Consider the following 23,948-nt stretch of genomic DNA (forward strand, 5'->3'; position numbering starts at 1 on the left):
TAATCAATCGGATGTAAACACGGCTTATGCCGTATGAAAGGGATTTATGTCTTCTAAAAACCCAACGCTGCTCGGCGGTGCGATGATTATTGCCGGAACAGTGGTCGGTGCCGGTATGTTTGCCAACCCTACGGCGACTTCCGGGATTTGGTTTACCGGTTCTTTGCTGGTTTTGCTGTATACCTGGTTTTCCATGCTTTCCAGCGGCTTGATGTTGTTGGAAGTGAACACGCATTATCCGCACGGTGCGAGCTTCGATACGATGGTTAAAGACCTGCTCGGGCAGGGTTGGAACGTTGTAAACGGCGTGGCAGTGGCGTTTGTTTTGTACCTGCTGACTTATGCCTATATTTTTGTCGGCGGCGATTTGACTGCGCAAGGTTTGGGTAAATTGGCCGGTAGCGAAATCGGTTTGCCGGTTGGGCAGCTGGTGTTTTTTGCCGTATTGGCATTGTGCGTATGGGCGTCGACTTGGCTGGTGGACAGGCTGACAACCCTGTTGATCGGCGGCATGGTGATTGCCTTTTTCTGGGCAACGGGCGGCCTGATCGGCAGCGTGCAGTTGCCGGTTTTGTTTGATACCCAAGCGCCGGCAGGCACGCAATACGGGATCTACCTTGCCGCCGCTTTGCCGGTTTGTCTGGCTTCGTTCGGTTTTCACGGCAACGTATCCAGCCTGCTGAAGTATTTTCACGGCGATGCCAAGAAAGTGGCGCGTTCTTTGTGGTTCGGCACCTTGATTGCTTTGGTGATTTATGTGTTGTGGCAATTGGCGATTCAGGGCAATCTGCCGCGCAATGAATTTGCACCGGTGATTGAAGCGGGCGGACAGGTTTCCGTGTTGATTCAAACCCTGTCCCAATTTGTGCCGACCGGCAATATGGAGTGGATTTTGTCGTTTTTTGCCTATTTGGCGATTGCCACTTCGTTTTTGGGGGTAACGCTGGGTTTGTTCGACTATTTGGCAGACTTGTTCAAATGGGACGATTCGGCCGCCGGCCGCACCAAAACCGCCACTTTAACCTTCTTGCCGCCGCTGGTGTGCTGCTTGCTGTTCCCGACCGGTTTCGTTACCGTAATCGGTTATGTCGGCTTGGCTGCGACTGTGTGGACGGCATTGATTCCGGCGATGTTGCTGTATAAATCGCGCAGGAAATTTCCGCAAAATCAAAGTTACCGCGTGTATGCCGGCATGGGTTTGATTGTGTGGGTATTTGCATTCGGCGTGATCAATATTGCCGCACAAGTATTAAGCCAATTGGAAATTGTGCCGGTATTCAAAGGCTGATTAAAATTGAAAATAAAGAGGCCGTCTGAAATTTCAGACGGCCTCTTGCTGTTTGGAACCAATAAGCGGATGAAACAGATAAAGCCCGGTTAACCAATCCGCTTAAACGGCGGCAGGCAGGCGAGCATTTGGCGGCCGTAGTTTTGGGTTTTGACGCGGTTGTCGAGTATGGTTACACGGCCGTAGTCCTGCTCGGTGCGGATCAGCCGCCCGACGGCCTGCACGAGTTTGATGCTGGCTTCGGGCACGGTGATTTCGATAAACGGATTGCCGCCGCGCTGTTCGATCCAGCGGTTTTGGGTTTTTTCAATGGGGTTGTCGGGCATGGAAAACGGCAGTTTGGCGATGATGACCTGTACGCAGGCTTCACCGGGCAGGTCGAGACCTTCGGCGAAGCTGTCCAAACCGAAAATGATGCTGGCGCGGCCGTCTGAAATGGCTTGGTAGTGTTTTTGCAGCAGCACGGCTTTGGGCAATTCGCCTTGCACGAGCAAAAGCGGCAGGTAGTCTTCGGGCAGGCGCAGGGCGACATCCTGCATTTGTTTGCGCGAGGAAAACAGCACCAGCGTGCCGATGGCTTCGGCGGGCGAAATCAGCTTGGGCAGCCATTCGACGATGGCGGCGGTGTGCGCGGCGGGGTCTTTGGGGCTGGCGTGTACGGGCGGGATATACAATTCGCCCTGCGCGTTGAAATCAAACGGGCTTTGCAGGGCGAGCGTGGTGGTTTCGGGCAGCCATTGCAGGCCGGTTTGGCGCAGAATCAGGTTGAAGCTGCCGAGCGATTGCAGGGTGGCGGAAGTGAGCACGGCACCGGCGGCGCGCCGCCACAGGTTGTTGGCCAGATACGATGCGCTGCTGATGGGGCTGGCGTGGAAAAAGTAGTCGTTTTTGTCGTCGAGGCGGCGGGTTATCCATTTGGCCAGCGGTTCTTCGCCTTCGGCGGACACGGTGGAAAGCAAATCCCATGTGGCGGTGATTTGTTCGATGCGGGCGCGGAATACGCCGAATTCGGTGCTCAGGCGGTCGATTTGGGCGCTGTTTTGGTCTTTGTCGCGGCGGGCGGCAGACAGGGCATCGTTCAAGCTGTTGACATGTTTATACAGGCTGCGGGCGGCGATGGCGGTGTTGGACACGGCCAATTCGAGCGCTTCGGGGATTTTGCCGTCTTGCCACAGCCACACGGATTCGTTGTTTTCAGACGGCCTCAATTCAGGCTCTTCGGATAAGTGGAACTGCCATTCGTGCAGGCTTTCGAGCAGCGCGGCGGCGGCTTCGTCGGCAAGGTTCGCCAGCTCTGCTTTGTCGGTTAAGGTAGCGATTTTGGCGATAACGGCAGGCAGTTTTTCCAACGCCCACACCGCTTGGTTCCACGAATGCTCGGCGGCAAACTGGCTCAGGGCTTTTTTGGGCAGGTGGTGCGCTTCGTCGATGCAGTAGAAGCTGTTTTCGGGGGCGGGCAAAATCACGCCGCCGCCCATGCTGATGTCGACCATCAGCAAGTCGTGGTTGGCCACAACGACATCAACGGTTTCCAGCGTGTCGCGGGCGAGATAAAACGGGCATTCGGGGCGGTTGGGGCAGGCGGCTTTGAGGCAGCCGTAGTTGTCGTTGTTTACCTTCATCCAAACGGTGTCGTCGATTTTTTCCGGCCAAGTGTCGCGGTCGCCGTTGAAGCGGCGGGCGGCGAATTCGTCGGTGATGTCGCGCAGCAGCTTCAATTCTTCGGGCTTGGGTTTGCTGTCCCACAGCACGGCGGGGGCTTCGAAGCCGAGCAGGTTTTGCTGGGCGTTGCTTTGGGTGAGCTGGTAGAGTTTGTAGGGGCAGAGATAGCGTCCGCGCCCTTTGGCAAGCGCGAAGGTTAATTCCAAGCCGCTTTGTTCCACCAAAAACGGCAAATCGCGGTCAACCAACTGCTCTTGCAGGGCAACGGTGGCGCTGCTCACAATCAGCCGCTTGCCGCGCGTTTGCGCCATGATGCCGCCTGCCAGAAGGTAAGCCAAACTTTTGCCCACGCCGGTCGGCCCTTCGATCACAACTATGCTCTCGCCTTCGCGTTTGGGCGCTTCTTCGCCTTCGGCACGGGTTTGCGTGCGCGAAAAGGCGTTGGCAATGGCCGCAATCATCTCCCGCTGCGCGGCACGCGGGCGGAAGTTGGGCAGGTTTTTGCCGATGTTTTGGTAATGGTCGCGGATGGCGTTTTTTTCTAAATCGGTGAGCATTGAGGCCGTCTGAAAAGCGCTGGAAATGCACGTTATTTTAGCAGTTTTGTTGGAGGCCGTCTGAAAACTAAACAGGCCGTCTGAATTTCAGACGGCCTGTCGTTTTAATGATGATAAGGATTACAGTTGGCCTTCTTTGCGTTGGCGGCCGTAATCGGCGGCTGCGGTAAACAGCACGTCGGTAGAGGAGTTTAAAGCGGTTTCGGCGGAATCCTGAACCACGCCGATGATAAAGCCGACGGCCACTACCTGCATGGCGATATCGTTGGAAATGCCGAACAGGCTGCAAGCAAGGGGAATCAGCAGCAGAGAGCCGCCTGCCACGCCGGAAGCGCCGGCCGCGCTCAAGGTGGCGATCAGGCTCAGCAGAATGGCGGTGGCAAAATCAACCTGAATGCCTTGCGTATAGGCGGCTGCCATTGCCAGAATGGTGATGGTGATGGCTGCGCCGCCCATGTTGATGGTTGCGCCCAGCGGAATCGAGATGGAGTAGGTGTCTTCATGCAGGTTCAGTTTTTTCGCCAAAGCCATGTTCACAGGGATATTGGCGGCGGAGCTGCGGGTGAAGAATGCGGTAATGCCGCTTTCGCGCAGGCAGGTAAACACCAAAGGATAAGGATTGCGGCGGATTTTCCACCATACGATCAGCGGATTCACTACCAAAGCGATAAACAGCATACAGCCCACCAATACCAAAAGCAGTCTGCCGTAGCCGATTAATGCGCCGAAGCCGGTTTCGGCGATGGTTGACGCGACCAAACCGAAAATACCCAGCGGCGCGAAACGGATTACCCATTTCACTACTTGCGAAACGGCCGCGGCCAAATCGGCAACGATGGCTCGGGTATTGTCAGACGCTTGGCGCAGGGCGAAGCCCAGAATCAGACCCCAAGCCAAAATGCCGATGTAGTTGGCATTGGCAATTGCGTTCACCGGGTTGGCAACCAGATTCATCAGCAGGGTTTTCATCACTTGGGTAATGCCGGAAGGCGGCGTCGTGCCGACATCATCGGCATTCACCAACACGATTTCGGTCGGAAAAGCAAAGCTGAAAACCACAGCGGCCAGCGCGGCGGAGAATGTGCCGATTGCATAGAGCACGATAATCGGCTTGATGTGCGCCTCACTGCCTTTTTGGTGTTGTGCAACCGCCGACATCACCAAAATAAACACCAATACCGGTGCAACCGCCTTTAACGCGCCGACAAACAGCGTGCCGAGCAAACCGGCGGCCAAGCCTGCGGCCGGCGAGATCCATGCAATCAAAATACCTAAAATCAAACCGATAAAAATTTGTTTTACCAAGCTGACGCGGTTGACCGCATCAACGACAGGGTTTCCACTTGCCATCACAAGTCCTTTAAATAATGTTAAGAAACAGCAGTATTTTAAAATAAAAGCCTTAAAATGGTAAGCTTGCGTTGAAAACGGCATGAAAAATCATGATTTTGGATTTTGTTGAAGAAATATTTTTTATTTTCAATCAAATAGTAATATTTTTCATTTTATCGCCAATAATCCGCAAGATAATGCCCTTAGTAAAATGAAATGCCTACATTTTTACATTAAAGAGAACAATCTGCTGATATTGCAAACTGCATAAAGTCATACGGGAGGCCGTCTGAAATTTTGGGTTTCAGACGGCCTAATCCATTACAATACAGCCTGTTTCATTTTTTCAGACGGCCTCTTCTATGTTTCCCGAGCAATCCGCCCCTTCCTTGCTGCAAGGCTTAAACTCCGAACAACTTTCCGCCGTAACTTGGCCGCCGCAATCCGCCCTCGTGCTTGCCGGAGCGGGCAGCGGCAAAACCCGCGTACTCACCACCCGCATCGCATGGCTGCTGCAAAGCGGCCAAGCAAGCGTGCACAGCATTATGGCCGTTACCTTTACCAACAAAGCCGCCAAAGAAATGCAAACCCGCTTAAGCGCAATGCTGCCCGTTAACGTGCGCGCCATGTGGCTCGGCACCTTTCACGGCCTCTGCCACCGCTTCCTGCGCCTGCACCACAAAAACGCAGGGCTGCCTTCTGCCTTTCAGATTCTCGACAGCGCCGACCAGCTCGCCTTAATCAAACGCCTGCTCAAACAGCTCAACATCGCCGAAGAAATCATCGCCCCGCGCACCTTGCAAGGCTTTATCAACGCCCAAAAAGAAAGCGGCCTGCGCGCCTCATCCCTGCAAGCCCCCGATCCGCACACACAGCGCATGATCGAGTGTTATGCCGAATACGACAAAGCGTGCAACCGCGAAGGCGTGGTCGATTTTGCCGAACTGATGCTGCGAAGTTACGAAATCCTGCAAGCCAACGAAATCCTGCGCCGCCATTACCAAAACCGCTTCAACCACATTTTGGTAGACGAATTCCAAGACACCAACAAACTGCAATACGCATGGCTGAAGCTCATCGCCGGCGAACACGCCGCCGTATTTGCCGTGGGCGACGACGACCAATCCATCTACCGCTTCCGCGGCGCACACGTCGGCAACATGACCGCCCTCATGCACGAGTTTCACATCGACGCACCCATCAAACTCGAGCAGAACTACCGTTCAGACGGCAACATCCTCACCGCCGCCAACGCCGTGATAGAAAACAACGCCGAACGCCTCGGCAAAAACCTGCGCACCGATGCCGCCGCCGGCGACAAAATCCGCTTTTACTCCGCCCCCATCGATTCCGACGAAGCCCAATTCATCGTAGACGAAGCCAAATCCCTGCAACGCGAAGGCCGCACACTCGACCAAATGGCCGTGCTCTACCGCAGCAACGCCCAATCGCGCATCATCGAACAAGCCCTGTTCCGCGCCGGCATCCCCTACAAAATCTACGGCGGCCTGCGCTTCTACGAACGGCAGGAAATCAAACACGCACTCGCCTACCTGCGCCTCTCCGTCAACCCCGACGACGACAACGCCCTTTTGCGCGTTATCAACATGCCCCCGCGCGGCATCGGCACCCGCACCATCGAAAACATCCAAGCCGCAGCCGCCGAACAAGGCATCTCCCTATGGCAGGCCGCCTGCGGCATGGGCGCAAAAGCCACCAAAGTCGCCGCCTTCGTTCGCCTGATAGAAAACCTCCAAGCCCAAGCCCCCAACGTATCCCTGCAAGAAATGATGCTCGGCATCACCCGCGACAGCGGCCTCGTCGAATACTACCAAACCCAAAAAGGCGACCATCAAGACCGCCTCGACAACCTCGACGAACTCGTCAACGCCGCCGTCGCCTTCAGGCCGTCTGAAAGCAACTTCGAAATCCTCCCCGAAAACGCCGCCGAAAACCCGCTCTTCCCCATCCTCGCCTTCTTAAGCAACGCCGCCCTCGAATCCGGCGAAAACCAAGCCGGCGAAGGCGAAGAAGCCCTGCAAATGATGACCGTACACGCCGCCAAAGGGCTGGAGTTCGACACCGTATTCCTCACCGGCATGGAAGAAGGCCTCTTCCCCAGCGAATACAGCCTCGCCGAACGCGGCGGCCTCGAAGAAGAACGCCGCCTCATGTACGTTGCCATCACCCGCGCCAAAAAACGCCTCTACATCAGCATGTCCCAACAACGCCTGCTGCACGGCCAAACCCACTTCGGCATCGTCTCCCGCTTCGTCGAAGAAATCCCCGAAGAAGTGCTGCACCGCCTCTCGCCCCCGCCCAAACGCTTCAACAGCTTTACCGACGTGCCCAAAACCAAAAACCGCACAGCCGTCGAACACTACGACCTGCCGCAAGAATACGCAGGCTTCCGCATCGGCCAAAACGTGCGCCACGCCAAATTCGGCACCGGAGTCATCATCGATGCCGTCAACAAAGGCGAATCCGCACGGCTTACCGTGAATTTCGGGAAAGAAGGGATTAAAGAACTGGATACCAAGTTTGCCAAGCTCGAGGCCGTCTGAAAGAGATGTAGGCTGTTGGGAAGTTTGATGCGCTGTTTTCAGACGGCCTCAGATACGAATGATGTAGGTCGGATTCTTGAATCCGACATTGTGGGGCGTTGTGGCAAGTTTGGGCAGATTGTCGGATACGAGTATCCGACCTACAATCATTATTTTGATTTGGTAGTAAAGAGTAAGATAACAAACAACAAAAGGGAATTGAAATGGAAGAGAAATTAACACCGGAAGAAATACAGAAAATTCTTGAAGAACACAAGCGATGGCTTGATAGTGGAAGAAAAGAGGGAAAGCGTGCAAACCTTGAAGGAGCAATCCTTAAAGGAGCAATCCTTAAAGGAGCAATCCTTAAAGGAGCAATCCTTAAAGGAGCAATCCTTGAAGGAGCAATCCTTGAAGGAGCAATCCTTGAAGGAGCAATCCTTATAGGGGCAGACCTTAGAAGAGCAGACCTTAGAAGAGCAGTCCTTAGAGGAGTAGACCTTTGGGGAGCACTCCTTTGGGGAGCACTCCTTTGGGGAGCAGACCTTAGAGGAGCAGACCTTAGAGGAGCAGACCTTAGAGGAGCAGACCTTAGAGGAGCAGACCTTAGAGGAGCAGACCTTAGAGGAGCATTCCTTGAAGGAGCACTCCTTGAAGGAGCACTCCTTGAAGGATCAATAGGTATAAATAGAAATATCGATAAAGCTGTCGAGTTAAAACAAAATGTACAGGAGTATGAGCAACAAATTCAAAAGTTAAAAAATGAGTTGGAAATAGCAAAAGAATCGGTTGGTAATAATGAATCTGTTGGTAATAATGAAGAGCAAATAGAGGAATTAAATAACAAACTAAAAGCAGTGGAATCAAGCAAACAGCAAACCGAAGAGAAATTACAGAAGTTAAAAGAACAAAATGAACAATTAAAAACGGAATTGAGTGGCCGAATTAACGATGCCAAAAAATCGTTGGAGGGAGCATTAAAAAATACAGATGATAAAATTCGAAGTAACTTTTTTTGGGCTAGATGTCTTGGAATTATCGGGATCTTGATTTTCATTATTGTTGTTTCGGTTTTGATTGCGATTCCAATTTATATATGGTGCAAAAAAACGCTTCCTGTTCCTGCTCCTGAAAATAGTTGGCATATGATTTTCTATACTTTTCCTGTAGTTGCTATCATTCTGATTGCTACTACTTTATTGCGCCATCAAAAAGTCTTGCTTAGTGAGGTCCGCTCTTTTTCTATGATGAAGCACCAAATTGAACTATATAGCGGCTTACTTGAAGCCTCACAACACGCAGCTGCAAGTATGGGTGATACTCAAAAAGCCAATGAATATGTGCAGGAAACCTTTACCCAAATCCGCAACCGCTTGCTGTCGGAGCAGATACGGCAAGATCATCATCATCAGCCGTTAGATAGTAAGGAAGAAGACGTGGGTTCGGATAAGATCATCAATCTGTTGGATAAAATTACCAATTTGGCCAATAAAAAGCCGTCTTAAAAACTTAACTGGGTCGGGCATTTTTGCCCGATTTTTTATCGGCATAAACTTTCAATAGACGCTGCCGGCAAGCGTTTTCTTACATATCGGGGCGGTTGGATTGCGGGGTTGTTGATAAAGCACAAGGTTCGGGCATTTGGGCTTGATGCGGGGCAAGCCGGTTTGTACACTTGTTGCGGTAAACAATAAGGTCCGGCCGGGTTGCTCCGCCGGATGATGAAAAAAGATAAGGAAAACCGATTATGAAAATGTTTAATAAGCTGGTGTTGGCCGGTGCGGCTTCTGCGGCTTTGTCTTCTTGTGCGGCGATTAAGGATGCGATTGATTCGATTCCGGATACGCCGCAGCCGAACGGGGCTTACCGTTCGGTCGTGGTGCCGGATTTGGCCGGCGACGGTTTCGGCAATGTGGAATTGCGGATTTACGGTAAAAACCATGTGCGCGGCGAGTCGGTGGATATCGGTACGCTGATTCAGAATACGGTTACCAACGAGCCTTACCGGCTGCTGGCCGATAGGGAAGAGAAGGGTGTGAAAAGCCGTTTTAAAGAAGAGGGTGTGGCGCGGATTTATAAAAACCATTATTCGGCGGTGTTGGCTGCCCATGCGGAAAAGCAGACGCATAATCATGTTGTGAACCGTGTCGATCAAACCAAAGTTTTGGCGGTTCAGGGTTTGGCAACGCGTACGGAAGATATGGCTAAGTTTAAAGGTACTTACCTTTACGACGGCGTGGCGTTTACCGGCAAGGATAAAGAGGGCAGGTTGAGTTATTCTGTGGACTTTGATAACCGCACGGGTAACGGTGTGGTGCGTTGGACGGGCAGCAATGAGGAGTTGAAACTGCACGCCGGCAGCTTGACCCAATTCGCGCCTGACGATGCGTTTCAGGCGCAATGGGGGGTTCAAGGTGCGGCGGTTCAGGACGGCAATCCCGGTCTTTACCGGGTGGGGCTGTTCGGGCCTAAAGCCGATGAAATTGCAGGCAGTGCGCAGGTCGGTGTCGGCGGCAACATCCGGCATATCGGTTTGGGCGGCAGAAAGATTCCTTTTTTGAAGAAAGACAAATAAGGCCGTTTGGTTTATATATAAAGACAAGGTTGAGGCCGTCTGAATGTTCAGACGGCCTTTTTATATGGTTTGACGGAAAGGGGAAAATGTTTATCGAAGCGGCGGTATTTTCAGACGGCCTTATCCTTTATAATCGCTCTGCGGATTGGCATTGGAAACGGAATAGCTGAATTATGTGGGAAACGATCAACCATTATCTTTACAACGGCCCGGTTAAAGGGGAAATTATCGAGTCGGTTTTGATGATTGCCGGCGTGTTGCTGTTTCGCGGCATTTTGCTGCAAACGCAGTTCCGCAGCCATCCGGAAATGGAAATCGAAACCAAACGGCGTTGGGTGGTGGTGAGCCGCAATGTTACGCTGATTGTGGTTTTGTTCGGGTTGGCGGTGATTTGGGCGGCGCAGATTCAGACTTTGGCTTTGTCGATGTTTGCGGTGGCGGCGGCGATTGTGCTGGCGACCAAAGAGCTGATTATGTGTTTGTCGGGCAGCTTGCTGCGGGCCACGACCAAACAGTATTCGGTGGGCGACTATATCGAAGTCGGCGGCCTGCGCGGCCGGGTGGTGGACATCAATCTGCTCAATACTTTGATGATGCAGATCGGCCCGAATCCGCTGGTGGGGCAGTTGAGCGGTAAAACCGTATCGTTTCCCAACAGTCTGCTGCTGAGCTATTCGGTGCAGCGCGACAATATTTTGGGCGTTTATGTGATTCATACGTTTGATATTCCGGTGCCGATTCATTTGGATTCGGATGCGATTGTCGTGCCGTTGCAGGCTTTATTGGATAAATTGTGTACGCCTTATGTCGATGCGATTTCGCACGAGCTGGCGGAAATCCAAACGCAGAAACTGTTTATCACGCCGGCGGCGCAGCCGCGGGTGAGCCGCGTGCCGAAAGACGACAAGCTCTACAATATTATCGTGCGCTTTGCCGCGCCGGTATCGAAGCGTTTGGAAATCCAGCAGGCGGTGATGGACGAATTTTTGCGCGTGCAATACCGCTTGCTGAACGAAAAATAAATTATGGCAAAGGCCGTCTGAAAGAAAATCAATGTTCAGACGGCCTTTAATATCAAATAGTATGGCACTATATAAACAGTCGATAAAACACATCATTATTATTTTTCAGACGGCCTCACCCCATTCAGGCCGTCTGAAAACATCCAAAGGAAAACCATGAGCAACGTATTACTGAACCTCGCCGACGAACCCCGTTTCGACCGCATCCAAACCGCCGATATCCGCCCCGCGATGGAAACCGCCATGAGCGAAGCACGCGCCCAAATCGCCGCCGTCAAAGCCCAAAGCGACATCACCTGGAACAACACCGTCGAGCAGCTTACCGACATTACCGAACGCGTCGGCCGCATTTGGGGCGTGGTAGCGCACCTGAATTCGGTGGTCGACACGCCCGAACTGCGTGCCGTTTATAACGAATTGATGCCCGAAGTAACCGTATTCTTTACCGAAATCGGCCAAGACATCGAGCTGTACGAACGCTTCAAAGCAATTAAAAACTCGCCCGAATTCGCCAAACTCGATGCCGCCCAACAAACCAAACTCAACCACGACCTGCGCGACTTCGTATTAAGCGGTGCCGAATTGCCGCCCGAACAGCAGGCCGAATTTGCCGCACTGCAAACCGAAGGCGCACAGCTCGGCGCGCAGTTCTCGCAAAACGTGCTCGATGCCACCGATGCCTTCGCGCTTTATTTCGATAACGACAGCGAACTCTCCGGCCTGCCCGAAGACGCAATGGCCATGTTTGCCGCCGCAGCCCAAGCCGAAGGCAAAGAAGGCTACAAAATCGGCCTGCAAATGCCGCACTACATCGCCGTGATGCAGTATGCCGACAACCGCGAATTGCGCGAAAACATCTACCGCGCCTACGTTACCCGCGCCAGCGAATTGAGCGACGAAGGCAAGTTCGACAACACCGCCAACATCGGCCGCCGCTTGGAAATCGCCTTGCAGGAAGCCAAACTGCTGGGCTTCGCCAACTTCGCCGAACTTTCGCTCGCCACCAAAATGGCCGAAACCCCGCAGCAAGTGCTGGATTTCCTGCACGACTTGGCCCGCCGCGCCAAACCGTTCGCCGAAAAAGACTTGGCCGAAGTGCAGGCGTTCGCGCGCGAAACCTTGGGCATTGCCGACCCGCAATCGTGGGATCTGACCTACGCCAGCGAAAAACTGCGCCAAGCCAAATACGCTTTCAGCGAAACCGAAGTGAAAAAATACTTCCCCGTCAGCAAAGTGCTGGCCGGCCTGTTTGCCCAAGTCAACCGTTTGTACGGCGTGAACTTCATTGAAAAAACCGTACCCGTGTGGCACCCCGACGTGCGCTATTTCGAATTGGAAAAAGGCGGCTCGATCATCGGCGGCGTGTATCTCGACCTGTTTGCCCGCGAAGGCAAACGCGGCGGCGCTTGGATGAACGACTACCGCGGCCGCCGCCGTTTCATCTCCGGCAACCGCATCGGCCAAACCCAAACGCCGGTGGCTTACTTGGTGTGCAACTTCACCCCGCCCGTAAACGGCAAAGAATCGCGCCTCAGCCACGACGAAATCATCACCCTCTACCACGAAACCGGCCACGGCCTGCACCACCTGCTCACGCAAGTCGACGAATTGGGCGTATCCGGCATCAACGGCGTGGAGTGGGACGCAGTCGAACTGCCGAGCCAGTTTATGGAAAACTTTGCGTGGGAATACGACGTGCTGGCGGAAATGTCGTCGCACGAAGACAACGGTGCCGCCCTGCCGCGCGAATTATTCGACAAAATGGTGGCAGCGAAAAACTTCCAACGCGGCATGTTCCTCGTGCGCCAAATGGAATTCGCCCTGTTCGACATGTTGATTTACAGTGAAAGCGACGCAGGCCGTCTGAAAAACTGGGCGCAGGTGTTGGAAAACGTGCGTAAAGAAGTAGCCGTTATCCAGCCGCCTGCCTACAACCGCTTTGCCAACAGCTTCAGCCATATCTTTGCGGGCGGCTATTCGGCAGGCTATTACAGCTACGCATGGGCGGAAGTGCTGTCGGCCGATGCCTACGCCGCCTTTGAAGAAAGCGACGACATCAAAGCCACCGGCAAACGCTTTTGGATGGAAATCCTCGCCGTCGGCGGTTCGCGCAGCGCAATGGAATCGTTCAAAGCCTTCCGCGGCCGCGAACCGCAAATCGATGCCTTACTGCGCCACAGCGGGTTTGATGTGGAAGCTGCTTGATTCATCTGGCTTGTTTTAAAGTTTAAGGCCGTCTGAAAACACATTTTCAGACGGCCTTATTTGCCGAAATGGTTTAACATCAATCGGCCTTGTTTGAACAAACAAAGCGATTCCCTAACTAAATGATAAATAAAAAGGAGAACACGATGAAATTCGTTCCTTATCTCTATTTCGACGGAGATTGTGCGGAAGCGATTGAGTTTTATGCCAGGCTTTTTAATGCGGAAATCACCGACCGCTATACATACAACGATATGCCGCCTGAACCTGATATGCCGTCGTTATCCGAAGCGGACAAGCAGAAAATCATGCATGCCCAGCTGACAATCGGTTCGCAAACCCTGATGGCCTCCGACATAGTTTCCGCATTATGCAACTCGGGAGCCGGCTATCGGAAACCGCAAGGCATACAAATCAATATCAGCTTAGATACCCCTGCCGAAGGGCAACGTATTTTCAATGCCTTGGCGGAAGGCGGTACCGTCGAAATGCCGTTTGAAGCAACCTTCTTTTCCCAAGGCTTCGGTGTGGTTACCGACCGTTTCGGCATTCCTTGGGCGGTAGACAGCGGTGAACCCGGGCACAATCAGTAAATGATTGCCGTATGCTGTTTCAGACGAACCGCATACCAAGCGGAGACCTTGCAAAATGTTGCTGAGAGATCTCATGAATACGGGGTGTTTTGCCAAGGTCTTTGTTTGCAGCCGGAGTGTGGATTGCAGTGGATAAAGCCGTTTATGAGTGGGATTCGATTGTTCCCTTACGCGGTGCATTGCATTTTCAGACGGCCTGAATAAGTTTTGCAAAGGCCGTTATCTGTATTAATATCTTGAAATCTATCGCAGATTCATCAATCGGCAAGAATATTTCCCGCTGCCGCGTCTGTTTGTGTGAGCACCCGAAACCTTCGGAAACCCCTGCCGTTTCCCTCCGAAAGCCCAAAATACTGATGTCTTTTTTAAAACCGCTCCTGTTTACCGTCTTACTCGCCACCAGTTCGTTTGCCGCGGCCTGCCAGCCCGACAAACCCGTCAAACTCGGCGCGCTCGACTGGGAAAGCGGACAATTCACCACCGCCGTCTTAAACACCATCTTGCGCGACGGCTACGGCTGCGCCACCGAAAGCGTGCCCGGCACCACCACCGCGCTGGAAACCGCGCTGGCGCAAAACGACATTCAGATTATTGCCGAACAATGGGTCGGCCGTTCGCCGGTGATGCAGAAAGCCGTCGACGAAAAGAAAGCCGCCGTTATCGGCGATACGCTAAAAGGCGGGGCGCAGCAGGGCTGGTATGTGCCTGATTATGTGAAACAGGCACACCCCGATTTAAAGAGCATGGCCGACCTGCCCCGCTTCAAAGATTTGTTCCCCGATCCCGAATCGCCGCAAAAAGCGCGTTTCCTCAACTGCCCTACGGGTTGGACGTGTGAAACTTTCAACACCCGCCTGCTCGACACCACCGGCCTCAACGCGCATTTCAACAACGTCCGCCCCGGCACCGGCGCGGCTTTGGATGCGGCGGTTTCTTCCGCTTACGAGCAGAAAAAACCGATCTTGTTTTACTACTGGCAGCCCACCGGCCTGATGGCGAAATACCGCTTCGAGCCGCTGGACTTCCCCGCCCACGATGCCGCCTGCTGGGAAACCCTGCTGCAAGCCGACAGCAGCAATCAATGCGTATCGGGCTTTCCCGTGTCCAAACTCGCCGTCGCCGTATCCACTCCGTTTCAGACGGCCCACCCCGAACTGGCCGCCATGATCGAACGGCTGCAATTCGAGCCGGATATGCTCAACCGCGCCATTTTGGAAATGTCGGAAAACAAACGCAGCGGCGAAGCGCAGGCCAAGCTGTTTTTGCAGCAGCACCCCGAAGTGTGGCGGCAATGGGTTTCCGAAGAAGCGGCAGGCCGTCTGAAAACCAAACTCGATATTCGATCCGCAAGCAATAACGGCATTTTCCGCGTTTGGTCGGTTTCAGACGGCCTCAACCGTTCGCTCAAACAAACCGTGCAAAACCACGGCGACAAGCTGCGTAAAGCCAGCGATGTAACGCTCGGTTTGCTGCTGCCGCTGGAGCGCCTGCTGCAAGCCCTGCCCGCGTGGTTGGTGTTGCTGCTCACCGGTGTAGTGGGCTGGCATGCCACGCGCAAATGGTGGTTCGCCGCCTTGTGCATCGGCGGTTTCTACGTAATCGGTTCGTTCGGCCTGTGGGCGGCGCTGATGCAGACGCTCGCGCTGCTGGCCGCTTCGGTATTGCTCACCGTGATCATCGGCATTCCCGTCGGCATCTTCACCGCCTACCGCCCGCGCCTCTACAAGCTGCTCTCACCCGTGCTCGACGTGATGCAGACCATGCCGAGCTTTGTATATCTGATTCCCGTGCTGATGCTGTTCGGCATCGGCAAAGTGCCGGCGCTGTTCGCCACCGTAGTCTATGCCCTAGCCCCGCTTATCCGCCTTACCGCCCTCGGCATCCGCCAAGTCAGCCCGCAAATGATTGAAGCCGCCATCGCGTTCGGCAGCAACCGCTGGCAATTGCTGAAATGGGTGCTGCTGCCGCAAGCCAAACCCAGCATCATGGCAGGCGTGAACCAAGCCGTGATGATGTCGCTCGGCATGGTGGTGCTGGCCTCCATGATCGGCGCGCGCGGGCTGGGCGAATACGTATTGCAAGCGGTGCAGACGCTCAACATCGGTCAAGGCGTGGAAGCCGGTGCCGCCATCGTAATTCTGGCCATCATTATCGACCGCATCACGCAGGCTTACGGTTGCGGCGAAAAACACAATAAATCATAGCGGTAACGCTTTTCTCGCGGCTGGTTTGTGATGTGTTGCGATTGATTCCGCTGTTTTTGAGTTCAGCCTACACGATGAGGCCGTCTGAAAAATATGCTGTTTATCGATATATTTTCAGACGGCCTTTTGGAGATAACAAAGGCCGTCTGAAAATTTTTTGCATGTATAGAATTTCCTGTTAATTTTGTTTTGAAAATTCCGCCCCTGAACCGGCCCTGCTGATGTTCAGGGGCGTTTTGCTGCTTTTTAAACGCAAACAGGCCGGTGTCGGACAATTTTGCTTGCCTGTAAAAAAGAAAAATGCCAAACTGGATTAAAAATATTAAACATATGCTTAATATGTTTTAAATATTGGTATTTTTAATACATAAATAAAATAATAAAGGTATTTCGTTTTAAAAGGGTCTTGGATTTTCAGACGGCCTCAAGCGGAATACCGGTCGAAGCATTGGAGGAGCAGTATGGAACAACACGCCCACGGCTATTTGGCCAGAGAAGCCGACGAACACGGCTTTATCCATTATCCTGACGAAGAAAACCGGATTTGGCACGATTTGATTGTGCGCCAACAGGCCGCCTTGCCCGGCCGCGCCTGCCAAGAATATTTGGACGGCCTGAACAAACTGAATCTGCCGCAAGACCGTATTCCGCAATTGGGCGATATCGATGCGGTATTGCAGCAAACCACCGGCTGGCGCACCGCCGCCGTGCCCGCTTTGATTTCGTTCGGCCGTTTTTTCGGGCTGCTGGCGGATAAGGCGTTTCCCGTTGCCACCTTTATCCGCCGCCGCGAAGATTTCGACTATATCCAAGAACCGGACATTTTCCACGAAATTGCCGGACATTGTCCGCTGCTGACCCATCCTGCGTTTGCCGCATTCAATGAAACTTACGGCAAGCTGGGTTTGGGTGCCGATAAAACCGAACGCGTGTTTTTGGCGCGTTTATATTGGTTTACCATCGAATTCGGTTTGGTCGGCGCCCGGCCGCAAGAGCGCAGGATTTACGGCGGCGGCATTCTCAGTTCGCCTGCCGAAACCGAATATGCCTTAAGCGGCCGCCCCGAATACCGTGAGTTTAAAATCGGAGACGTATTGCGCACACCTTACCGTATCGACCGTATCCAGCCGATTTATTATGTGATCGACAGCGTGGATACCCTGTTTGACATCGCCCAAACCGACATCATGTCGGAAGTGCGCGACGCCATGCGGAAAGGCTTGTTCGAGCCGCATCCGAGCCTGGCCGACTGATTCCCGAATTGTTCAGACGGCCTGATGCCGTATCAAACAAAAGGCCGTCTGAAATATACGCAAACCACACGAAGGAGAGAAGAATGAACGATTTAGCCAAACAGCAATGCGAAGCCTGCCGTGCCGACGCGCCGAAAGTGAGCGATGAAGAACTGGCGGAATTGATCTGGATGATTCCCGAATGGCAGCCGGTGGTGATTGACGGCGTATTGCAGTTGAAACGCGAATACACATTCAAAAACTTCAAGCAGGCGATGGCATTCAGCAACCGCTTGGCGGATTTGGCCGAAGCCGAAGGCCATCATCCCGGCATTTTTACCGAATGGGGCAAAGTTACCGTAACTTGGTGGTCGCACAGCATTAAAGGTCTGCACCGCAATGATTTTATTATGGCGGCAAAAACCGACGAGTTGTCGGCTGCCGAATAAACCGGCCGTGAAGACAAACAGGCCGTCTGAAATTTTCAGACGGCCTGTTTGATTTTTTATCGATAAAGCGTTTGGTCGGCAGGAGCTTCGGTAATGGACAATCTTGCCCTTGACCTTTACCTTGCAGAAAAGGCCGTCTGAAAAAACATCTGCGTTTTCAGACGGCCTCAAAGCGCATCAACTGTAAATCTCGGCACCTTTCTTCATAAACTCAATCGCTTTTTCTTCCATGCCTTTTTGCGCGGCGGCGTAGTCGCGCACTTCCTGCGTGATTTTCATCGAGCAGAATTTGGGGCCGCACATCGAGCAGAAGTGGGCGATTTTCGCGCCTTCCGCCGGCAGGGTTTGGTCGTGGTAGCTTTCGGCGCGTTCGGGGTCGAGGCCGAGGCGGAACTGGTCGCGCCAGCGGAATTCAAAACGGGCTTTCGATAAGGCGTTATCGCGCAACTGTGCGCCCGGCCAGCCTTTGGCCAAGTCGGCGGCGTGGGCGGCCAGTTTGTAGGTGATAATGCCGGTGCGCACGTCTTCTTTGTCGGGCAGGCCCAAATGCTCTTTCGGAGTCACATAACACAGCATGGCTGTGCCGTACCAGCCGATATTGGCCGCGCCGATGCCCGAAGTGATGTGGTCGTAGCCGGGCGCAATATCGGTAACCAACGGGCCGAGCGTGTAGAACGGCGCTTCAAAGCAGTGTTGCAGCTCTTCGGTCATGTTTTGTTTCACACGTTGCAGCGGCACATGGCCGGGGCCTTCAATCATCACTTGCACGTCGTGCTTCCATGCTTTGGCGGTCAGCTCGCCCAGCGTGTGCAACTCGCCGAACTGCGCAGCATCGTTGGAATCGGCAATGCAGCCGGGGCGCAGGCCGTCGCCGAGGCTGAACGACACGTCGTAAGCCTTCATGATTTCGCAGATTTCGTCGAAATGGGTGTAGAGGAAGTTTTCCTGATGATGCGCCAAACACCATTTCGCCATAATCGAACCGCCGCGCGACACGATGCCGGTGATGCGGTCGGCAGTCAGCGGCACATAACGCAGCAGCACCCCCGCATGGATGGTGAAATAATCCACGCCTTGCTCGGCCTGCTCGATTAAGGTGTCGCGGAACAAATCCCACGTCAGGTCTTCGGCCACGCCGCCCACTTTTTCCAATGCCTGATAAATCGGCACGGTGCCGATGGGCACGGGCGCGTTGCGGATAATCCATTCGCGCGTTTCGTGAATATGCGCGCCGGTGGACAAATCCATAATCGTGTCGGCACCCCAGCGCAGCGACCACACCATTTTTTCCACTTCTTCGGTAAGCGAAGAAGTAACGGCGGAGTTGCCCAAGTTGCCGTTGATTTTCACGCGGAAATTGCGGCCGATAATCATCGGTTCCAACTCGGGGTGGTTGATGTTGGCAGGAATAATCGCGCGGCCTGCGGCCACTTCGCTGCGCACAAATTCGGGCGTGATTTGGTCGGGATGGGTGGGCAGGTTCGCACCGAACGATTCGCCCGCGTGCTGCTTGATGATTTTGGCGTAACGCGGGTCGCGCCAGATTTCTTCCATTTTCATGCGCTCGCGCAGGGCGACAAACTCCATCTCCGGCGTGATGATGCCTTGCCGCGCATAGTGCATTTGGGTCACGTTTTTGCCCGCTTTGGCACGGCGCGGTTGAGTGATTTGGTTGAAACGCAGATGGGCGGTTTTCGGATCGTGGGCACGTTCAAGGCCGTATTCGCTCGACAAACCGGCCAAGCGTTCGGTATCGCCGCGCTCTTCTATCCACGCGCTGCGGATATGCGGCAGCCCTTGTTTGAGGTCGATATGAGCGGAAGGATCGCCATACACGCCGCTGGTATCGTACACCGGAATCGGCGGGTTCGGTTCGCGGCCTTTGTCGGTAACGGTGTCGTCTTGGGCGATTTCGCGCAGCGGCACGCGGATGTCGGCACGGCTGCCTTGCAGATAAACTTTGGTGGAATTCGGGTATTTGAAGCGGATGCCGATGTCTTGGCTCAACTCGTCAAGCTGGGCGGCCTCTCGGCCGGTGGTTTTCAATACCATAAAAAACGCTCCTGTTTTCTCGTTCGCAAAAAGAGAAACAGGAGCGCGGTATCTGCTTTTCAGACGGCCTGCCGATAAAGTTTGAGGCCGTCTGAAAAAAATCGGTTACGCTGAAAACTCCCCACGCAAGTATTATCTTGTTCGGGTATAAAGGGTAACTCTCAGCCGCGCCTTGATCTATTGCCTATCAGTTGCAGCACCCCTGTTTCTTTGGGGCGATTAAAGCACAGTTGATTGAATATGTAAACGGGAAATCGGGATATGGCCGGCAGGATAAGCGGCGGTATATCTGTTTTGTTTATTATGAATAAAATCAGGCCGTCTGAAATTTTCAGACGGCCTGATTCTGAATTGCTGAAAGTTAGCGCGATTCGGTGCGGCGCAGCGGTTGGTAAGCGCCGTTATCCGTTTGCTTTTCGGTATTCGGATAAATAAATTTAACGCGGCTGTCTTCTTTAACGGTGGGTTTTACGCCTGAATATTGCACTTCTTGAAGGCCGATAATCGTGCCTGAATCGTTGTTGTGATCCCACTTCGGCATGGGCGAACCGCTTTCGGCGGCAGCAAAAGCAGAGGCTAATACCAACAGCGGGCTGAAAGAAAATACGGTTTTATTCATGATTGTTATCCTTTGATTATTGAGTTTGTGAAACGTACCCGGCCTTGAAAGGCTGTTTGGATAGGCAGTAGTTTATTTATTTTATTTTGGTTGATAAATATTAATTTTATTGATTTATTGTTTCTTAATTAGAAATATTGAAAAGATTTTGCCCGGATAAAAAGGCCGTCTGAAAATGCTGAAAGAAGCGTGGCGAGAGAGATAAGCTCAAAAAATTAGGAAGGTGAAAAAAGTATTTTTGAGCAGCGGCAGCTTTATTCATTTTTGAATATTCTGTGGTTACTTTGATGATATTTTCATTGTTTTTAGGGTTTTATTTGATGTTTTTGTGAAATCGAAATTTTATTGTTTTTTGAAAATAAATATAAAAACTTTTTCAAAGCATTGTGCATTGTTGACAAAAATTAAATATTCCTTTAATTTTTTCGCTATATCCGAGCTTAATAAATGAATAAATAAGGAGGGGTTTATGCTGAACAAAAAGTATACATTGATGGCAGCGGCTTTTGCTGCGGCGTTTTCATTGAGCGCGTGCGGTAAAAACGAGCGGGAAGCCGGCGCAGCAACCAAGCCTGAATGTATTGCGCCTGCCAAACCGGGCGGCGGTTTTGATTTGACGTGCAAATTGGCGCAAAGCGGTTTGAAAGAAACCGGCCAGATTGACAAGCCTATCCGCGTAACCTATATGCCGGGCGGTGTGGGTGCGGTGGCGTACAATAAAATCGTGGCCAACGATCCGGCGAATTACGATGCGATCGTTGCGTTTTCTACCGGCTCGCTGCTGAATTTGGCGCAAGGCAAGTTCGGCCAATATACCGAGAAAGATGTACGCTGGTTGGCGGCGGTAGGTACGGATTACGGCATGGTGGCGGTGAACGCCGATTCGCCGATGAAGACTTTGCAGGATTTGGTGGAAGCGTTGCGTAAAGACCCGAAAGCAGTCAGCTTCGGTGCGGGCGGCAGCGTGGGCGGTCAGGACTGGTTGCAAACGGCGATGGTGGCCAAAGCGGCCGGTATCGATCCTAAAAATATGACGTATGTGGCTTTGGAAGGCGGCGGTGAGGCGGTAACGGCGGTATTGGGCAACCATATCAGCGTAGTCAGCGCAGGTATCGCCGAAATGGGGCCGCATATCGAGTCGGGTAAGGTGCGTGTATTGGCGGTATTTGCGCCTGAGCGTCTGCAAGGTAAGCTGAAAGACATTCCGACTGCCAAAGAGCAGGGTTATAACGTGGAATGGCCGGTTATCCGTGGCTATTATATGGGCCCGCAGGTTGCCGACGAGTCTTACCAATGGTGGAAAGCGCGCTTTGATGCGATGCTGAAAGATCCGAAGTTTGACGAGTTGCGCGCCCAACGTGATTTGCTGCCGTTTGCTTTGACCGGCGACGAATTGACCGAATACATCAATAAAACCACGGAAGAGATGCGTATTTTGTCCAAAGAGTTTGATTTGGTTAAATAAGGCCGTCTGAATTTCAGACGGCATCTGCCAGGCCGGCAAGTGATTGCCGGCTTTGTTTCGCATGAAGGTTTGTTATTCGAATGATAATTGCCTCTGTATGCGATAGATAGGCAACCGCTTGGAGAAAATAATGAAACTTGAACGATGGTTTTCGGCAGTGCTGCTGTTGGCGGCGTTGTTTCTTCTTTATTTGGCGTGGGGCTATACCGCGCCGATCAGTTACGACCCTTTGGGGCCGCGCCCTTATCCTTTGCTGATTTTGTCTTTATTGGCCTTGTGTTGCCTGTTTTTGGCGGTTCGCCCGAAACAGGAATGGATTGATCTCGGTTATACGCCGCCTTTGTTGAAAAAGTTGGGTTTGTGTCTGCTGGTGTTGTTGGCTTATGCGGTGTTGTTTGAGCTGCTGGGCTTTCCGCTGGCTACGGCGTTGATGGCGTTTGCCGTCGGCCGCTTTTTCGGAGGCAGTACCAAAGCCTGCCTGATTTCGGGCGTGGCTTTGGGTGCCGGTTTGTATATTCTGTTTGACCGTTTGCTGGACGTACCGCTGCCGGTCGGTTTTTTCGGATAAGGGGCGTTTAGATGGAAACATTGAATTATCTGTTTGCCGGTTTTGAGGTGGCATTGCTGCCGAAAAACCTGCTGTTGGCCTTAATCGGGGCATTTTTGGGTACGATTGTCGGCATGCTGCCGGGCTTGGGGCCGATTAACGGCGTGGCCATTCTGCTGCCGTTTGCTTATGCGCTGGGTTTGCCGCCCGAGTCGGCGTTGATTCTTTTGGCTGCCGTGTATTTGGGTTGTGAATACGGCGGCCGGATTTCGGCGATTCTGATTAATGTGCCGGGTGATGCGGCGGCGATTATGTCTACGTTGGACGGTTATCCGCTGGCGAAACAGGGCAAGGCCGGTATTGCTTTGTCTTTGTCGGCAGCCAGCTCGTTTACGGGCAGTATGATTGCTACTATCGGCGTGGTGCTGTTTGCGCCTTTGTTGGCAAACTGGGCGATTGCGTTCGGCCCAGCGGAATATTTCGTGTTGATGGTGTTTGCGATTACCTGCCTGAGCGGGCTGGTCGGCGATCAGCCTGTGAAGACGGCGGTTGCGGCTTTAATCGGTTTGGCTTTGGCTACGGTGGGTGTGGACGCGGTAACGGGTGTGTACCGTTTTACTTTTGATTCGGTCAATCTTTCAGACGGCATTCAATTTACCACGATTGTGATCGGTTTCTTCAGTATCAGCGAAATTCTGATTATGTTGGAACATACCGAAAAAGGCCAAAAGGCTTTGGAGCAGGGTAAACGGGCGTTGTTTAACGCCAAAGAGTTTCTGTTCAGTTTCGGTGCGATGGTGCGCAGCGGTATCGTCGGCTTTTTTGTCGGCATTCTGCCGGGCGCGGGTGCGACGATTGCCAGTGCGATGACTTATACCAATGAGAAAAAGCTGGCCGGTAAAAACGGCAAGTTCGGCGAAGGCGATTTGCGCGGTATTGCGGCACCTGAAGCGGCAAACAATGCTTCTGCCTGCGGTTCGTTTATTCCGATGCTGACTTTGGGCGTGCCGGGTTCGGGTACGACGGCGGTGATGATGGGCGCGTTGACTCTGTACAATATTACGCCCGGCCCGCAATTGTTCAGCGAACAGCCGGATATTGTGTGGGGCTTGATTGCTTCACTGTTTATCGGTAATGTGATTTTGCTGATATTGAATATTCCGCTGGTCGGCTTTTTTGCCAAATTGCTGAATGTGCCGAATTATATTTTGATTCCTGCGATTGCCGCGGTGAGTTTTGTCGGCGTGTATGCGATTCACAGTACGACATTCGATTTGGTGCTGATGGTGGCTTTGGGTATTCTGGGTTATCTGCTGCGTAAGCTGCATTTCCCGTTGTCGGCATTGATTTTGGGCTATGTGTTGGGCGAGTTGATGGAATCCAGCCTGCGCCGCGCCTTGTCGATTTCGCAAGGAGATGTGGGTATTCTGTTTCAAGGTTCGATTACCAAAGCCTTGTGGGTGTTGGCAGGATTGATGGTATTGCTGCCGTTGTTCCGTTGGATCCGCAAGCGTAAACAGCCGGTATAAAGAATACAGCCACTTGATTCAAGTGGCTGTTTTTTCAGACGGCCTCTTAAGTTTGCATCAGCCGTATGCCGGAT

The 23,948-nt window shown here is 52.8% G+C and carries 17 protein-coding genes and 1 riboswitch; of the genes, 13 read left to right on the plus strand and 4 right to left on the minus strand.

Features of this window, described 5'->3' with window-relative positions:
- The first annotated feature begins 46 nt into the window (after nucleotides 1–46).
- Nucleotides 47–1,288, plus strand: coding sequence for an aromatic amino acid transporter (locus EL309_RS06285; RefSeq protein ID WP_004285146.1), 1,242 nt, complete (start codon nucleotides 47–49; stop codon nucleotides 1,286–1,288).
- 89 nt (nucleotides 1,289–1,377) lie between these two features.
- On the opposite strand, the gene dinG is transcribed toward EL309_RS06285, so the two are convergent.
- Together dinG and sstT are read right to left on the minus strand one after the other, a co-directional pair.
- Nucleotides 1,378–3,507: an ATP-dependent DNA helicase DinG gene (dinG, locus tag EL309_RS06290; protein ID WP_004285145.1), complete on the minus strand. Its 2,130-nt coding sequence runs from the start codon at nucleotides 3,505–3,507 to the stop codon at nucleotides 1,378–1,380.
- Nucleotides 3,508–3,627: 120 nt separating this feature from the next.
- A complete protein-coding gene (gene sstT, locus EL309_RS06295; RefSeq protein WP_004285771.1) occupies nucleotides 3,628–4,857 on the minus strand; it encodes a serine/threonine transporter SstT in 1,230 nt (409 codons plus the stop codon).
- A 344-nt stretch (nucleotides 4,858–5,201) separates the two neighbouring features.
- Between sstT and EL309_RS06300 the strand changes: the two genes are divergently transcribed.
- The 9 genes from EL309_RS06300 to EL309_RS06340 all read left to right on the plus strand — a co-directional run bounded on the left by EL309_RS06300 (nucleotide 5,202) and on the right by EL309_RS06340 (nucleotide 17,662).
- Nucleotides 5,202–7,403: a UvrD-helicase domain-containing protein gene (locus tag EL309_RS06300; protein ID WP_004285143.1), complete on the plus strand. Its 2,202-nt coding sequence runs from the start codon at nucleotides 5,202–5,204 to the stop codon at nucleotides 7,401–7,403.
- A 203-nt stretch (nucleotides 7,404–7,606) separates the two neighbouring features.
- Entirely contained in the window at nucleotides 7,607–8,887 is a 1,281-nt protein-coding gene (locus tag EL309_RS06305; protein ID WP_050793690.1) for a pentapeptide repeat-containing protein, read from the plus strand.
- 242 nt (nucleotides 8,888–9,129) lie between these two features.
- Nucleotides 9,130–9,957, plus strand: coding sequence for a factor H binding protein domain-containing protein (locus EL309_RS06310; RefSeq protein WP_004285139.1), 828 nt, complete (start codon nucleotides 9,130–9,132; stop codon nucleotides 9,955–9,957).
- A 173-nt stretch (nucleotides 9,958–10,130) separates the two neighbouring features.
- Nucleotides 10,131–10,979, plus strand: coding sequence for a mechanosensitive ion channel family protein (locus tag EL309_RS06315; protein WP_004285138.1), 849 nt, complete (start codon nucleotides 10,131–10,133; stop codon nucleotides 10,977–10,979).
- A 156-nt stretch (nucleotides 10,980–11,135) separates the two neighbouring features.
- Nucleotides 11,136–13,184 carry a M3 family metallopeptidase gene (locus EL309_RS06320; protein WP_004285137.1) on the plus strand — a complete coding sequence of 683 codons (2,049 nt, stop codon included), beginning with the start codon at nucleotides 11,136–11,138 and terminating at the stop codon, nucleotides 13,182–13,184.
- Nucleotides 13,185–13,330: 146 nt separating this feature from the next.
- Nucleotides 13,331–13,777, plus strand: a complete 447-nt coding sequence (locus EL309_RS06325) for a VOC family protein (RefSeq protein WP_004285136.1) — start codon at nucleotides 13,331–13,333, stop codon at nucleotides 13,775–13,777.
- 356 nt (nucleotides 13,778–14,133) lie between these two features.
- Nucleotides 14,134–15,981 (plus strand): glycine betaine ABC transporter substrate-binding protein, encoded by a 1,848-nt coding sequence (locus EL309_RS06330; protein WP_004285135.1) that lies wholly within the window; start codon nucleotides 14,134–14,136, stop codon nucleotides 15,979–15,981.
- 410 nt (nucleotides 15,982–16,391) lie between these two features.
- Complete coding sequence (gene phhA / locus EL309_RS06335; protein ID WP_267894481.1) at nucleotides 16,392–17,234, plus strand: phenylalanine 4-monooxygenase; 843 nt, start codon at nucleotides 16,392–16,394, stop codon at nucleotides 17,232–17,234.
- An 83-nt stretch (nucleotides 17,235–17,317) separates the two neighbouring features.
- The gene (locus tag EL309_RS06340; RefSeq protein ID WP_004285132.1) at nucleotides 17,318–17,662 is read left to right on the plus strand and encodes a 4a-hydroxytetrahydrobiopterin dehydratase; all 345 of its coding nucleotides are present in this window, start codon (nucleotides 17,318–17,320) and stop codon (nucleotides 17,660–17,662) included.
- 177 nt (nucleotides 17,663–17,839) lie between these two features.
- On the opposite strand, the gene thiC is transcribed toward EL309_RS06340, so the two are convergent.
- Entirely contained in the window at nucleotides 17,840–19,714 is a 1,875-nt protein-coding gene (gene thiC / locus EL309_RS06345) for a phosphomethylpyrimidine synthase ThiC (RefSeq protein ID WP_004285131.1), read from the minus strand.
- 101 nt (nucleotides 19,715–19,815) lie between these two features.
- Nucleotides 19,816–19,928, minus strand: a riboswitch (TPP riboswitch).
- Between the two features lie 147 nt (nucleotides 19,929–20,075).
- Entirely contained in the window at nucleotides 20,076–20,333 is a 258-nt protein-coding gene (locus tag EL309_RS06350; protein ID WP_004285130.1) for a hypothetical protein, read from the minus strand.
- Nucleotides 20,334–20,802: 469 nt separating this feature from the next.
- Here EL309_RS06350 and EL309_RS06355 point away from each other — a divergent pair, with 469 nt between their 5' ends.
- From EL309_RS06355 to EL309_RS06365, 3 genes are all read left to right on the plus strand, one after another.
- Nucleotides 20,803–21,798, plus strand: a complete 996-nt coding sequence (locus tag EL309_RS06355; protein WP_004285128.1) for a tripartite tricarboxylate transporter substrate binding protein — start codon at nucleotides 20,803–20,805, stop codon at nucleotides 21,796–21,798.
- Nucleotides 21,799–21,928: 130 nt separating this feature from the next.
- Entirely contained in the window at nucleotides 21,929–22,366 is a 438-nt protein-coding gene (locus EL309_RS06360) for a tripartite tricarboxylate transporter TctB family protein (RefSeq protein ID WP_004285127.1), read from the plus strand.
- An 11-nt stretch (nucleotides 22,367–22,377) separates the two neighbouring features.
- Nucleotides 22,378–23,874 carry a tripartite tricarboxylate transporter permease gene (locus tag EL309_RS06365; protein WP_004285126.1) on the plus strand — a complete coding sequence of 499 codons (1,497 nt, stop codon included), beginning with the start codon at nucleotides 22,378–22,380 and terminating at the stop codon, nucleotides 23,872–23,874.
- Nucleotides 23,875–23,948 lie beyond the last annotated feature (74 nt).

It is taken from the genome of Neisseria weaveri, assembly GCF_900638685.1.
GTDB lineage: Bacteria > Pseudomonadota > Gammaproteobacteria > Burkholderiales > Neisseriaceae > Neisseria > Neisseria weaveri.